General features: G+C 72.2%; 12 protein-coding genes and 2 tRNA genes. 3 read left to right on the top strand and 11 right to left on the bottom strand.

Annotated features, from left to right (window positions below):
- Nucleotides 1-5: 5 nt before the first annotated feature.
- Nucleotides 6-362 carry a hypothetical protein gene (locus ACZ56V_RS37515; protein ID WP_468948152.1) on the bottom strand — a complete coding sequence of 119 codons (357 nt, stop codon included), beginning with the start codon at nucleotides 360-362 and terminating at the stop codon, nucleotides 6-8.
- A gap of 40 nt (nucleotides 363-402) precedes the next feature.
- Complete coding sequence (locus ACZ56V_RS37510) at nucleotides 403-1,047, bottom strand: TetR/AcrR family transcriptional regulator (RefSeq protein WP_468948150.1); 645 nt, start codon at nucleotides 1,045-1,047, stop codon at nucleotides 403-405.
- Nucleotides 1,048-1,148: 101 nt separating this feature from the next.
- Here ACZ56V_RS37510 and ACZ56V_RS37505 point away from each other — a divergent pair, with 101 nt between their 5' ends.
- On the top strand, nucleotides 1,149-1,838 hold the full coding sequence (locus ACZ56V_RS37505) for a CatB-related O-acetyltransferase (RefSeq protein WP_468948148.1): 690 nt from the start codon (nucleotides 1,149-1,151) through the stop codon (nucleotides 1,836-1,838).
- A gap of 16 nt (nucleotides 1,839-1,854) precedes the next feature.
- Here the strand turns inward: ACZ56V_RS37505 and ACZ56V_RS37500 are convergent.
- From ACZ56V_RS37500 to ACZ56V_RS37480, 5 genes are all read right to left on the bottom strand, one after another.
- Nucleotides 1,855-1,927: transfer RNA gene (locus ACZ56V_RS37500), tRNA-Lys, on the bottom strand.
- A gap of 107 nt (nucleotides 1,928-2,034) precedes the next feature.
- The gene (locus ACZ56V_RS37495) at nucleotides 2,035-3,570 is read right to left on the bottom strand and encodes an amino acid permease (protein ID WP_356370277.1); all 1,536 of its coding nucleotides are present in this window, start codon (nucleotides 3,568-3,570) and stop codon (nucleotides 2,035-2,037) included.
- A gap of 129 nt (nucleotides 3,571-3,699) precedes the next feature.
- On the bottom strand, nucleotides 3,700-5,901 hold the full coding sequence (locus ACZ56V_RS37490) for a DEAD/DEAH box helicase (protein WP_467378530.1): 2,202 nt from the start codon (nucleotides 5,899-5,901) through the stop codon (nucleotides 3,700-3,702).
- A gap of 289 nt (nucleotides 5,902-6,190) precedes the next feature.
- Entirely contained in the window at nucleotides 6,191-6,745 is a 555-nt protein-coding gene (locus tag ACZ56V_RS37485; protein ID WP_467378532.1) for a hypothetical protein, read from the bottom strand.
- 96 nt (nucleotides 6,746-6,841) lie between these two features.
- Nucleotides 6,842-7,192: a metallopeptidase family protein gene (locus ACZ56V_RS37480; protein ID WP_011029427.1), complete on the bottom strand. Its 351-nt coding sequence runs from the start codon at nucleotides 7,190-7,192 to the stop codon at nucleotides 6,842-6,844.
- Nucleotides 7,193-7,263: 71 nt separating this feature from the next.
- Between ACZ56V_RS37480 and ACZ56V_RS37475 the strand changes: the two genes are divergently transcribed.
- A complete protein-coding gene (locus ACZ56V_RS37475) occupies nucleotides 7,264-8,895 on the top strand; it encodes a metallophosphoesterase family protein (protein ID WP_468948145.1) in 1,632 nt (543 codons plus the stop codon).
- An 80-nt stretch (nucleotides 8,896-8,975) separates the two neighbouring features.
- Nucleotides 8,976-9,051 (top strand) — tRNA-Glu (locus ACZ56V_RS37470).
- Between the two features lie 40 nt (nucleotides 9,052-9,091).
- Here ACZ56V_RS37470 and trpC read toward each other — a convergent pair.
- The 4 genes from trpC to ACZ56V_RS37450 all read right to left on the bottom strand — a co-directional run bounded on the left by trpC (nucleotide 9,092) and on the right by ACZ56V_RS37450 (nucleotide 12,330).
- Entirely contained in the window at nucleotides 9,092-9,877 is a 786-nt protein-coding gene (trpC, locus tag ACZ56V_RS37465) for an indole-3-glycerol phosphate synthase TrpC (RefSeq protein ID WP_467378538.1), read from the bottom strand.
- Nucleotides 9,878-10,189: 312 nt separating this feature from the next.
- Nucleotides 10,190-10,837: an LmbU family transcriptional regulator gene (locus ACZ56V_RS37460; protein ID WP_468948143.1), complete on the bottom strand. Its 648-nt coding sequence runs from the start codon at nucleotides 10,835-10,837 to the stop codon at nucleotides 10,190-10,192.
- A gap of 295 nt (nucleotides 10,838-11,132) precedes the next feature.
- Complete coding sequence (locus ACZ56V_RS37455) at nucleotides 11,133-11,861, bottom strand: response regulator transcription factor (RefSeq protein ID WP_468948141.1); 729 nt, start codon at nucleotides 11,859-11,861, stop codon at nucleotides 11,133-11,135.
- 166 nt (nucleotides 11,862-12,027) lie between these two features.
- Nucleotides 12,028-12,330: an acyl carrier protein gene (locus ACZ56V_RS37450; protein WP_467378540.1), complete on the bottom strand. Its 303-nt coding sequence runs from the start codon at nucleotides 12,328-12,330 to the stop codon at nucleotides 12,028-12,030.
- Between the last annotated feature and the right edge of the window lie 81 nt (nucleotides 12,331-12,411).

Genomic DNA, 12,411 nt, shown 5'->3' with positions numbered 1-12,411 from the left:
CGGCCCTACGGCCAGTCGCCCTCGGACCACGCGCCGAGACGGGGCCGTTCACTCATGTCGTTCGTGCAGGCCACGGCGTAGGACGTATACGTCAGGGACATCACGTTGTCGTTGCCCACCACCAGCGACTCGGAGGCCGGACCCACGATGGGTGCGGGCGTGGGGGACGGCTGGGTCCGGTACCGCTCGGCGGCCCGGTCGATCGCGGCCCGGTCGGCCTGGCACTCCGGCGTCACGGGCTGCCCCAGGTACCAGCCCGCGACGAACACGCCGTAGACCGCGGCGGCGGCACCGAGGCGGCGCGGGGTCACTCGACGGGGCCGGAGGGCAATCCCGCCCGCACCGCGCGGAGTTGTGCTCATGCCGGAGCACACTACCCGCCGGTCCAACGGGGGCCCGAGGTCACGCACCCTCTGCCCGGGTAACGGAGAAGGCGCCCGCGGCGGCCGCCAGCACCGCGGCCCGCGCCGCCCGTTCCGGCAGGCGCGGGTCGGGATCGGCGCGCAGGAGCACCAGTTGGTGGTAGAGCGGCGCCGTGGCGGCGATCAGCAGGCCGCGGGCGTCCACGTCCCGCGCGGGGAGTTCGCCGCGCTCGACGGCGCGTTCCACGAGGACCTCGCACTGGGCGTACCGGTCCGCCCACAGGCGCGTCTGGGCCCGCGCGGCCTGCTCGGAGTGGAACGACGCGGCCATCAGGGCGACGGCGAAGGACGGCCGTACGACGAGGGACTCCTGGATCTCCCGGTTGAGCGCGGTCAGATCGCCGCGCAGGGAGCCGGTGTCCGGCGGCTGCCAGTCCGTCTCGCCGGCGGCGTCGATGACGTCGACCAGCAGCCCGCCTACGTCGCGCCAACGCCGGTAGACCGTGGTGCGGTGGACCCCCGCGCGGGCGGCGACCCCCTCCACGGTGAGCCCTTCGTGCCCGGCCTCGGCGAGTTCGGCGCGCACCGCGTCGAGGACCTGGGCACGGACACGGGCGGTACGCCCACCCGGACGCCGCTCAGGCGTCGTGGCCGTCGTGTCTGCCGGGTCTGCCGGGTCTGTCATCGGGGGTCCACTGTCCGGTTGATCGATGGAGATGCGCCGTGCGACCCTCTTAACGCTACACCTGTCGCACTAGTGATCCGCCGAGAGGATCCGCCTTGCCGATGCCCGCGCTCCCCGCCGATCCCACCGTGCTCCACCCGATGCCCGAACAACCCCGGGTCGTGCTGCTCAAGCCCCTGGTAAGGTCCCCGCTGATCGAGGTCGGCGAGTTCTCCTACTACGACGATCCGGACGACGCGACCGCCTTCGAGACCCGCAACGTGCTGTACCACTACGGGCCCGAGAAGCTGGTGATCGGGAAGTTCTGCGCCCTGGGGACCGGCACCCGCTTCCTCATGAACGGCGCCAACCACCGCATGGACGGCCCGTCCACCTTCCCCTTCCCCACCATGGGCGGCTCCTGGGCCGAGCACTTCGATCTGCTCACCGGCCTGCCGAACCCCGGGGACACGGTGGTGGGCAACGACGTCTGGTTCGGCAACGGCGCCACCGTGATGCCCGGCGTCCGCATCGGCCACGGCGCGATCATCGCCACCGGGGCCGTGGTGACGAGCGACGTGCCCGACTACGGCATCGTCGGCGGCAACCCGGCCCGCCTGATCCGCACGCGCCACGAGGAGCAGGACATCGCGCGGCTGCTCGCGGTGGCCTGGTGGGACTGGCCCGTGGAGCACATCACCGAGCACGTCCGGACGATCATGTCGGGCACCGTCACGGAACTGGAGCGGGCCGCCGCGCGGCAGGTACGGAGCTCGCGGGACGGACAGGACCCCAGCTCGTTCCTGCGGTGAGCTGGGGTCCGGCGGGTAGGCCCTGTGGGACTCGAACCCACAACCAATGGATTAAAAGTCCACTGCTCTGCCAATTGAGCTAAGGGCCCAGACGGTGTGTTGCGTGATGTTGCCACACCGAGCATAGCCCGACGCCGCCGGGACGCCGATCGGGTATCGGGGTCACGGCCGCGTCGGAGGGGGTGGGGGCCCGGGGCTACGGGTCCACCGGCTCGGGGGTGCCCGCCCGGGCAGCGGCGCGGGCGCGGGTGCGTTCGTGGTCGGGGTTGAGGAACCAGTGCCGGGCCGAGGCCAGCCACCAGGTGGCGGCGAAGCCCAGGACGACCAGGACGGCGACGGGTGCGTAGTTGAAGGTCTCCCAGGTGACCGGGGAGACCTGGGGCAGCATGAACAGGACCGTGATGACGACGACCCACGTCACCGCGACCACCCCCACCGGCTGCGACCAGCGGCCCAGGTGCCACGGCCCGCGTTCGAAGGCGGCGCCCTTGCGGACGCGCAGCAGGGTCGGGATGACGTAGGCGATGTAGAGGCCGATGACCGCGATCGACGTCACCGCCGCGTATGCCGTGACGTTGATCAGGTACGGGAGGCCCAGGACCAGCGCGGCCAGGGCCGCCAGCCAGACCGCCGCGACCGGGGTGCGGGTGCGCGGGTTCACCGAGTGCCAGACGTGGGACCAGGGCAGCGCGCCGTCCCGGGAGAAGGCGTAGATCATGCGGCTGTTGGCCGTCACCGACGCCATCCCGCAGAAGAGCTGCGCACCGATGACGACGAGGAGGAGGAGTTTGCCCGCCGTGGCGCCCAGCGCATCCAGCAGGATCTGGGCGGGCGGCGCACCGGTCGGGGACGTCAGGGCGCCGTCGTAGGACTGGATGGCGAAGGTGAAGCCGAGGAGGAGGACGAAGCCCGCGATCCAGGAGGTCCAGATGGAGCGGACGATGCCCTTCGGGCCGGCCGTGGACGCGTCGTGCGTCTCCTCGGTCATGTGGGCGGAGGCGTCGTAGCCGGTGAAGGTGTACTGGGCCATCAGGAGACCGATGAGGACGACGTACGCCCCGCTGCTCCAGCCCGTGTTGTTCACGAACTCGCCGAAGACGAAGGACGCCGACTGGTGGTGGTCGGGCGCGAAGGTCAGCGCGCCGACGATGACCGCGACGCCGAGGACGTGCCACCACACGCTCACGCTGTTCAGCAGGCCGACGATGCGGACGCCGAAGGTGTTCAGCAGGCCGTGCAGGATCAGGATGGCCGCGAAGAGCAGGATCGTGCGGCCCGGCGTCACCTCGAAGTCGAACTGCAGGTTCAGATAGGCGCCGAGGAAGGACGCGGCGCCGAAGTCGATGCCGGCGGTGACCGCGACCTGGCCCAGCACGTTGAACCAGCCCGTGAACCAGGCCCAGGCCGCCGCCGTGCGCGGGGGTGCCAGGCGGTGCGCCCAGAAGTACAGGCCCGCCGAGGTCGGGTACGCCGAGCAGATCTCGGCCATCGCCAGCCCGACGAAGAGCGTCATCAGGCCGACGGCGACCCAGCCCCACGTGATGACGGCGGGGCCGCCCGTGTTCATGCCGAAGAGGTAGAGGGTCAGGCAGCCCGACAGGACCGAGATGATCGTGAAGGAGACCGCGTAGTTGGAGAACGCCGACATGCGGCGGGCCAGAACCTGGGTGTAGCCGAGCTGGGCCAGCCGTTCCTCGTCCGACAGCCCACTCGCCTTGGCGTCATCTGTCATGCCCCCAGCAATTCCCTCGCGGTGGGCGTGACATGCGTCACTCCATGGCCGAAACCGGACCGCAACGCGAAGCGCCGTGGCCTCCACCCGGTGGGGCGGAGGCCACGGCGCGTCTCAGCTGTTCAGGCGTCAGCCGTTGCGCTTCCAGCGCGGCTTGTCGTCACGGCGGCCGAAGGACGAACCGCGGTGGTCGTCACGGCGGCCGTTCGGACGGTCGTGACCGCCGGAGCGGAAGCCGGGGCGGTCGCCCTGGCGGTCGCGGTTGAACGGACGGTCGCTGCCCCGGTGTCCGCCGCGCTCGCCGCGGTCGTCCCGGCGGAAGCCGCCACGGTCGTCGCGGCGCTCGAACGGGCGGCCACCGCGGTCGTCACGCCGGTCGAACGAACGCCCACCACGGTCACCACGGTCACCGCGGTCGTCGCGACGCTCGAAGGAACGGCCACCGCGGTCGTCACGCCGGTCGTCGCGGCGCTCGAACGAACGCCCGCCGCGGTCGTCACGGCGCTCGAACGAACGCCCGCCACGGTCGCCACGGTCACCGCGGTCGTCACGGCGGAAGCCGCCACGGTCGTCGCGACGCTCGAACGAGCGGCCACCGCGGTCACCGCGGTCGTCGCGACGCTCGAAGGAACGGCCACCGCGGTCGTCACGCCGGTCGTCACGGCGCTCGAACGAACGCCCGCCACGGTCGCCACGGTCACCGCGGTCGTCACGGCGGAAGCCGCCACGGTCGTCGCGACGCTCGTACGAGCGCTCGCGGTCGTTGCCGCCGCCGGTGCGCTCCGTCTTCTCCACGTCCCGGGCGCCGGGCTGCTCGGGCAGCGAGACCTCGGCCTCGGACGACGCGGCGGCCACCTCGGCCAGCACCGTCTCCGGGTCCTCGCCGCGCTCCCGCGCGGCCCTGGCGACCAGGCGGTCGGCCTCCTCGCGCAGCTCGGTGGCACGGCGCTGGGCCCGCTCCAGCTCCTTGGTGAGCTGGCCGACCTCGCGCTCGGCCTGCTGCGCCGCGTTGCCCGCCGACTCGGCCTGCACCTCGGTCATCGACCGGGCGCCGGTGATCTCGGCCACCTCGGGGTCGAAGGCGGCGCCGCCCTGGATGATGTGGCGCGTGGCATCGACGCCCGCGTCCTCCATCAGCCGGAAGATCTGGCGGCGCTGGTGCGGCAGGGACAGCGAGACGACCGTGCCGGTGCGGCCCGCGCGGGCGGTGCGGCCGGCGCGGTGCAGGTAGTCCTTGTGGTCGCCGGCCGGGTCCACGTTCAGGACCAGGTCGATGCCGTCGACGTGGATGCCGCGGGCGGCGACGTCGGTGGCGACGAGCGCGTTGACGTAGCCCTTCTTGAAGTCCTCCAGCACCCGGGTACGCGCGCCCTGCGTCATGCCGCCGTGCAGCGCGTCGGCCTTCACACCGGCGTCGCAGAGCTGTTCGGCGATGCGGTCGGCGCCGAGCTGGGTGCGGACGAAGATGATCGTGCGGCCCTTGCGCGCGGCGATCGCGGCGGTGACCGGCGCCTTGTCCTTGGGCTTCACGACCAGGATGTGGTGCGACATGGTCGTCACGTTGCCCTGGGCGCTGTCGACCTCGTGCGTGACCGGGTCGGTCAGGTAGCGCTTGACCAGCGTGGAGATCTCGTTCTCCATCGTGGCCGAGAAGAGCATCCGCTGGCCGCCGGCCGGGACCTGGTCGAGCAGCTCGGTGACCTCGGGCAGGAAGCCCAGGTCGGACATCTGGTCGGCCTCGTCGAGGACCGCGATCTGCACGTTCTCCAGGGAGCAGGCGCCGCGGTTGATGATGTCGCGCAGCCGGCCCGGGGTGGCGACCAGGACGTCGACGCCGCGCTCCAGGGCGTAGATCTGGTTGCCCATCGAGGTGCCGCCGCAGACGACCTTCATCTTCAGGCCGAGGACGTCGCCGTACGGCTGGAGCGCGTCGGCGACCTGCATGGCCAGCTCGCGGGTCGGGGTGAGGATGACAGCGCGGGGCTTGTGCTTCTCGGTGCGGCCGCCGGACAGCGTGGCCAGGGTCGGCAGACCGAAGGAGAGGGTCTTGCCGGAGCCGGTGCGGCCCCGGCCGAGGATGTCCTTGCCCGCCAGCGCGTCCGGGATGGTCGCGGCCTGGATCGGGAAGGGGGTGGTCACGCCGTTCTGCGCGAGCTTGCGCACGACGCCCTCGGGCAGGCCGAGGTCGGCGAACGTCGGCTCGGGGGCCTTCGTGGGCTCCGTGGCCTCGGTGGCCGTGGAGGCGTCCACGGCCTCGACGGCCTCCGGCGCGCTCTCGACGCCCTCGGCGTTCTCGGGCACGACGACGTGGTCAGTACTGATCATGGACATGCGAATGCGAAACCTTCCGGAGTCTCTCGTCGGCACGCGCCCGTCAACTCCGTGAATCGCGATTCGCAATACGACCGCCTCGATGCGGTCCACCACGGCAGGGGGAGAGTACGCGCCACACGGCGCGCTCTGCGGTGGCGCCGGGCAAATGGGATCAAACGATCTACCACCATACGCACCCCCCACCCCCGAAGGCAAACCGGCGACACATGCGCAGGTCAGCGGCCCGTCGTCGCCCGGCCGAGCAGGCCCGGCCGTCCTCCGGCCGTCCGCACCCGGCCCGTCCGCCCTACGCCGGTGTCCCGGCCGCCGGTGCCGGCTCCCGTTGTTCGAGCTGGGTCCCGGGCGGCTCGTGCGCCGACGAGGACGGCTCGGCCACCGTCGGTTCCGGCGTCGGGGAGGCGGGCGGCTCCGCGGTCCGCGTCGGCTCCGGCTCGGCCGTCCGGGTGGGCTCCGCCGGGGGCGTCCAGGTGGGCTCGGGGCCGTGGTTCCCGCCGTTCGGCGGCGGAGCCCCGGTCGGGTGCGCGGCCGGGGGCTCCGAGGCGGACCCGGCCCTGCCCTTGCCGCCCTCGCCGCCCTTCCCCTTGTGGTCGCCCTTGCCCTTGCCCTTGGATTTCGCCTTCTTCCCCTTGCCGTGCCCGTCGTCGGCCGCCGCCGCGTCGTACCCGGCGTTCCCTCCGGAGACCGCTGGGCCGCCCCCGGGCGCCTCGCCTCCCCGCTCCCCGGCGGAGTGCGACGGCCTGGCGCCCCCGCCGGACTCGTCGCCGACGCTCATGCAGCCGGATGCGGCGGCGACGGCCAGGGCGGTGGCGGCCAGACGGACGGGTACGTACAAGGGGCGCACGGGCGGCCACCTCCGGGGGTCAAGGAGTCGACGTGCCCAACTCCCGTCACCCACAAGAGGACACGCGCCCGGCGAGGCGGACTTGACCCGGGCGCGTCACCCGTACCCGAGGGAGTGCAGCCGCGCGTCGTCGATCCCGAAGTGGTGGGCGATCTCGTGAACGACCGTCACCTCGGTCTCGGCCACGACGTCTTCACGCGTCGCGCAGAACCGCAGCGTGGGCCCCCGGTAGATGGTGATCCGGTCCGGCAGCACCCCCGCGTACCACTCCCCGCGCTCCGTCAGCGGCGTCCCCTCGTACAGCCCGAGCAGCTCGGGATCGTCCGCCGGCGGTTCGTCCTCGACGAACACCGCGACGTTGTCCATCAGCCGCGTCAGCTCCGGCGGGATCCGGTCCAGGGCCTCGGCGACCAGTTCCTCGAACTCCTCGCGCGTCATCTCCAGCACACGCCCATTGTCGGGTACGACCGTTCCGTACGACCCGCATATCCGCACCGGGGTCCGGGCATACGGGACCAATGGCCCGCGTCCCCGCCGCAGCCCCGCACGCCCTGGCCGAGGTGATGAACCGAATCCGCAACGCACCGCGCATCCTCACCCGCCGCTACCGCGACCGGCTCGCCCGCCGGGACCGGTCCCTGTCCGCCACCCCCGAGCTCGCCGCCCGCCCCCGCCCCTGGACCCGCGCCGCCGGCCTCGTCGCCGTCGTCCTGCTCGGCGCCTGGCTGGGGCTGCTGGTCGTCGGCGACGTCCGGGTCCCGGTCGGCCCCATGGACACGACGATGACCCTGCGCCCCTCGCTGGCCGGCGGCACGAAGATCAACCTCTCGCCGCTGGGCGCCCTCCAGCTCGACAGCCACGTCGCCCCGGTCCGCCTCGACGTCAACGTCGACCAGCTGGACCCCGCCCGCGCCCAGGCCCTCGTCGACCACCCCGAACGCCTCTCCGGCCTCCAGGACGAGGTCGCCCAGGACGTCGAGCACGGCACGCTGGACCTGGCCGTCCGCTCGTGCGTGGCCGTCGTCACCGGCGCCACGGCCCTCGGCCTCGTCGTCTACCGCCGCCCCCGGCGCGCGCTCGCCGCCGGGGGACTCGCGCTCACCCTGCTGGTCGCCTCCGGCGGCACCGCCTACGCGACCTGGAACCCCGACTCCGTCCTGGAGCCGAGGTTCTCCGGGCTGCTCTCCTCCGCGCCCTCCCTCGTCGGCAACGCGCGCAGCATCGTGACCGAGTTCGACGTCTACCAGAAGGAGCTGGCCCGCCTGGTGACCAACGTGACCAAGCTCTACGACGTCACCTCGACGCTCCCCGCGTACCAGCCGGACCCGACCACGATCCGCGTCCTGCACGTGTCGGACATCCACCTGAACCCGGCGAGCTGGAAGATCATCGCTTCGCTGGTGCGGCAGTACAAGGTGAACGTCATCGTCGACTCCGGCGACACGATGGATCACGGCACGGCCGCGGAGAACGGCTTCCTGGACCCCATCGAGGACCTCGGCGCCCCCTACGTCTGGGTCCGCGGCAACCACGACTCCCGCGGCACCCAGGAGTACCTGAAGCACCTGAAGAACGTGCACGTCCTGGACGACGGCCACGCCCGGACCGTCGCGGGCCTGCGCTTCGCCGGGATGGGCGACCCGCAGTACACCCCCGACCGCTCCGAGGCGGACGGCGCCGAAGCCTCCCAGGAACTGGCCGGCGCCCGCCTCGCCTCCGCCCTGCGCGACCAGAGCGCGGCCGGCACCCCCGTGGACGTCGCCGTCGCCCACGAGCCGTCGGCCGCCCGCGAGGTCGACGGCGACGTTCCGCTGGTGCTCGCCGGGCACCTGCACCACGAGGACATGAAGGTCATGAAGTACGGCACCCGGCTGCGCGTCGAGGGCTCCACCGGCGGCAGCGGGCTGCGCGCGGTCGAGGGCAAGTACCCGGACCCCATCCAGGCGTCGATCCTCTACTTCGACCGGGACACCCGGCGCCTGCAGGCCTGGGACGAGATCGAACTGGGCGGCCTGGGCCTGACGACGGCCGAGGTCAGCCGCCACCTGCCGAAGGAGAACCAGCCGGGCGCGTCCCCGTCCCCGACCTCGACCGGGCCCTCCGCGACGGCCCCGGGCGGCCCGGCCGCCTCCGCTCCCGGCGCCCCGTGAACCGTTTTGGCGATACGTCGCGGCGTCGCCTATGCTTCTCACGTCCCCGACGCGCCGTGAGGCGCCCCGGCGGGCCGATAGCCCTCATCGTCTAGCGGCCTAGGACGCCGCCCTTTCAAGGCGGTAGCACGGGTTCGAATCCCGTTGGGGGCACCATCGTCGTTCGTCGGGTGAGCCCGCACCGTCCGGTGCGGGCTCACTCGTGTGCGTGGAGGAGTTCGCTCACCGCGAGGCGTGGACGGCCGGCGGTGACGAGGGCCTGGCCGACGAGGACCGCGTCCGCTCCGGCCCTGGCGTACTCCGCCACGTCCCGCGGGCCCCGTACGCCCGACTCCGCGATCCGGACCACCTCCGCGGGGATGTGGGGCGCGACCCGGGAGAAGGTGGTCCGGTCCACCTCCAGGGTCCTGAGGTCACGGGCGTTGACACCGATCACGGTGGCTCCGGCCGCCACCGCCTGTTCGGCCTCGGCCTCGTCGTGGACCTCGACGAGCGGGGTGAGTCCGATCTCCCGTGCCTGGTGCAGCAGGTCGGTGAGGAGCGGCCGGCCGAGCGCGGCGACGATGAGCAGCACCAGTTCGGCGCCGTTGGCCCTCGCCTCCCACAGCTGGTAGGGGTCGACGACGAAGTCCTTGCACAGCACGGGCACGTCCACGCGCGCGGCCACGGCCGCGAGGTCCGCGGGCGAGCCGCCGAACCGGCGCCGCTCGGTCAGCACGCTCACCGCGGCGGCACCGCCGGCGGCGTACTCCGCGGCGAGCGAGGCGGGGTCCGCGATGTCCGCGAGCGGCCCCGCCGAGGGGCTGGCCCGTTTCACCTCGGCGACCACCCGTACCTGTCCGCGGCCGCGCAGCAGTTCGGCGCAGTCCCGGCCGGCTCCGCGGGCGGCGGCCCGGTCCCGCAGCTCCGCGCCGGACGTGCGCGTCGTGCGGCCCGCCAGCTCCTCCCGTACTCCTACGACGATCTCGTCGAGCACGCTCATCGCGCGCCTCCCTCCCGGGGCGGGCGGCCCCTCCGATACGGCGACAAAGAATGGCCGGCGGCGCGGCGCGTACTGGTTCGCGCGAATCCGGCAGGACGGACAACTCAGGTATTGCAGGTATTGCAGGCGCCACCGGACGACTTTCGGACACCATTCACGCCGACATGGCCGAATACTTTCGGAACAGCGATTATTCGCCACCGTGGCGCGCAGACGCCGTTTCCCGGCACAGAAAAGCCGGCTGTCCTGTCGACAGGACAGCCGGCTGGGCGAACCGGCGGGAAAGGCGTGGATCCGGCCCCGCCCGGCCCGTCATCCGGCGTGCGCGACCCCGAGGCCCTTCGCGGCGGACACCGCGCCGGACGGCGGCAGACCCGCCACCGCGGCGGCCCACTCGTCCTCCCCCTCCATGACCTGCTCGGCGGCGGAGTCGAGGATGGAGAGCACCCACTCCTCGACCGCGACGCCAGTGCACTCGGCCGCCTTATGCCAGCGCTCGAACCGCTCGCGCGGTACGGCCAGCTGACGCACCGGGATCACCTTCGCGCCCTTGGGCGCCGTGTCCTCCCTGGCCTCCCGGAGGGCGTTGCGCAGCTGTTTCGTAGTCCAGCCGCGCTCCTCGGCGCGGGCCAGCCAGGTGTCCTGGTCACCGGGGGACAGCGAGGCCACCTCGGCGTGGTGCTGGAAGGTCAGCCTGGACCGGCGCCGCCCCAGCTCGAAGCGGCCCGCCACCCAGGCGTAGTTGCGCAGCGTCTGATAGCGCAGGCCGGCGGCGGCGATCCCCTGTTTGTAGCGGTCGGAGTAGTGGTCCTTGCCGTAGGTCAGCCAGTCACCGAGCCACCACGACGACGAGTCCAGTACGCCGGCCAGCTGGCGGCCCGCTCGCTCCCACTCCTCGAAGGACAGCAGGTCAGGGAGCCGTAACCCGACCCGCACGGTCAGCACCTGATCGGCGCGCATGTGCCCTCGTCCGACCCCGGCACGATGTGGTGGAACCGTCTTCGTCATGTGCGGTGGGATGGTGGGAGAAACTCTTATTCCACCATCCACGCCATTTTCCAAGCTCACGTACATGACCCCCCGTCCGGTCACCTTTGCAAGCGATTGTATTTGCTGCTTTAACTTCGGTCGGGGGTCAGCAAAACATTGACATGGAGAACATGTCAAGATCGTATGTAGACTCCAAAAATTTTTCGCTTCCTTAGCGCCTATTGCGAAGGAATCCGAGGTAATGGCCGCCATGGACCGGCGTCTGTCACGCGGCCCGGCCGAGGACCCGCCCGCGGTCCGGACGGCGCTCGAAGCGGGCCGGTGGCACGGGGATCCGGCGCTCCGTCAGATAGCGCAGCACGGCCAGCACCCGGCGGTTGTCGCTCGGGCTGCCGGGGATGTGCAGTTTCTCGAAGACGGACGCCACCCGTTTCTCCACCGTTCCCTGGGAAACGATCAGCCGGTCCGCTATGGCGCTGTTGGTGCGGCCCTGCGCCATGAGGGAGAGGACCTCCAATTCCCGTTCGCTCAATACGTCGAGCACGGCCCCTTGATCGGATACGGGTGCGGTGCCCGCCGCCAGCGAGCCGACCACGCGGGGATCGACGACGGTGCCGCCGGTCGCGACGTGCCCGAGGGCGTCCAGCAGTTCCTCGGCGTCCGTCATCCGGTCCTGGATCAGATAGCCGACACCGGCGCCGTCACCGGCGAACAGACGGGCCACGTGCTGGGGTTCGGGGCTCGCGGAGAACAGCAGGACTCCGGTGCCGGGGTGCCGCCGGCGGGCGTCCAGCGCGGCACCCACGCCCTCGTCGGTCCAGGTCGGGGCGAGCCGGACGTTGGCGACCAGGACGTCGGGGCGGTGGGTGGCCACCAGGGCGGGCAGCACTCTGGCGTCGTGGACGGCACCGGCCAGCTGGTGGCCGCGCTCACCGAGCACATGGGCCAGCCCCGCCCGCAGTACGGCGGAGCCTTCGGCGATGACCAGACGCATGGCGGATCACTTCCTGGGCCGGGTCCGGCCAGGGACGCCCGGCCGGCTCGGCGGTGTCGGAGACGGGATCAGGGACCGGGACTGCCAGTGCTGCCACAGACACGGCAATCCGGTCACGCACGGCCTCGGCGCCCCGTCGCGGGGCGCCCGTACGGAGGTCCTCATCTCATCCGCCCGCGGGCACGGGGCCGGCGGCGGGCACGGGGCCGGCGCCGTTGCGCACGTCCACCAGCTCGGCCAGCTGGGCCAGGGTCGGGGTGCGCGCGAACTCGCCGATGGTCAGGCGCCGGTCCAGCGCGATCACCAGCCGCGCCGCCGCCCTCGACGTGCCGCCGATCCGGAAGAAGTTGTCGTCGCGGCCGATCCGCTCGACCGGGACCCCGAGCGCGTCGGCCCACAGGCCCGCCAGCCGGCGTTCACTGTCGGTCGCGGGACGGCCGGAGTTCTCGAGGTTGACTGCACCGGGCATGCCTGTCGCCTCCACTGGGACGCTTGTTCCGTGAGCCGGTCCGGCATCACGTCTTCTGCCACCGAAGACGTTAGGGCGTGG

Source organism: Streptomyces sp. NPDC034099, from assembly GCF_055575415.1.
Note: the sequence above shows the minus strand (reverse complement) of the source record. Positions and strands in the feature narration are given on the sequence as shown.

Bases quoted from the DNA above. Each gene is read 5' to 3' on its own strand.
- ACZ56V_RS37475 (WP_468948145.1), top strand. From the start codon at position 7,264: ATGGCCCGCGTCCCCGCCGCAGCCCCGCACGCCCTGGCCGAGGTGATG.
- trpC (WP_467378538.1), bottom strand. From the start codon at position 9,877: ATGAGCGTGCTCGACGAGATCGTCGTAGGAGTACGGGAGGAGCTGGCG.
- ACZ56V_RS37450 (WP_467378540.1), bottom strand. From the start codon at position 12,330: ATGCCCGGTGCAGTCAACCTCGAGAACTCCGGCCGTCCCGCGACCGAC.
- ACZ56V_RS37490 (WP_467378530.1), bottom strand. From the start codon at position 5,901: ATGTCCATGATCAGTACTGACCACGTCGTCGTGCCCGAGAACGCCGAG.
- ACZ56V_RS37495 (WP_356370277.1), bottom strand. From the start codon at position 3,570: ATGACAGATGACGCCAAGGCGAGTGGGCTGTCGGACGAGGAACGGCTG.
- ACZ56V_RS37515 (WP_468948152.1), bottom strand. From the start codon at position 362: ATGAGCACAACTCCGCGCGGTGCGGGCGGGATTGCCCTCCGGCCCCGT.
- ACZ56V_RS37455 (WP_468948141.1), bottom strand. From the start codon at position 11,861: ATGCGTCTGGTCATCGCCGAAGGCTCCGCCGTACTGCGGGCGGGGCTG.
- ACZ56V_RS37510 (WP_468948150.1), bottom strand. From the start codon at position 1,047: ATGACAGACCCGGCAGACCCGGCAGACACGACGGCCACGACGCCTGAG.
- ACZ56V_RS37460 (WP_468948143.1), bottom strand. From the start codon at position 10,837: ATGCGCGCCGATCAGGTGCTGACCGTGCGGGTCGGGTTACGGCTCCCT.
- ACZ56V_RS37505 (WP_468948148.1), top strand. From the start codon at position 1,149: ATGCCCGCGCTCCCCGCCGATCCCACCGTGCTCCACCCGATGCCCGAA.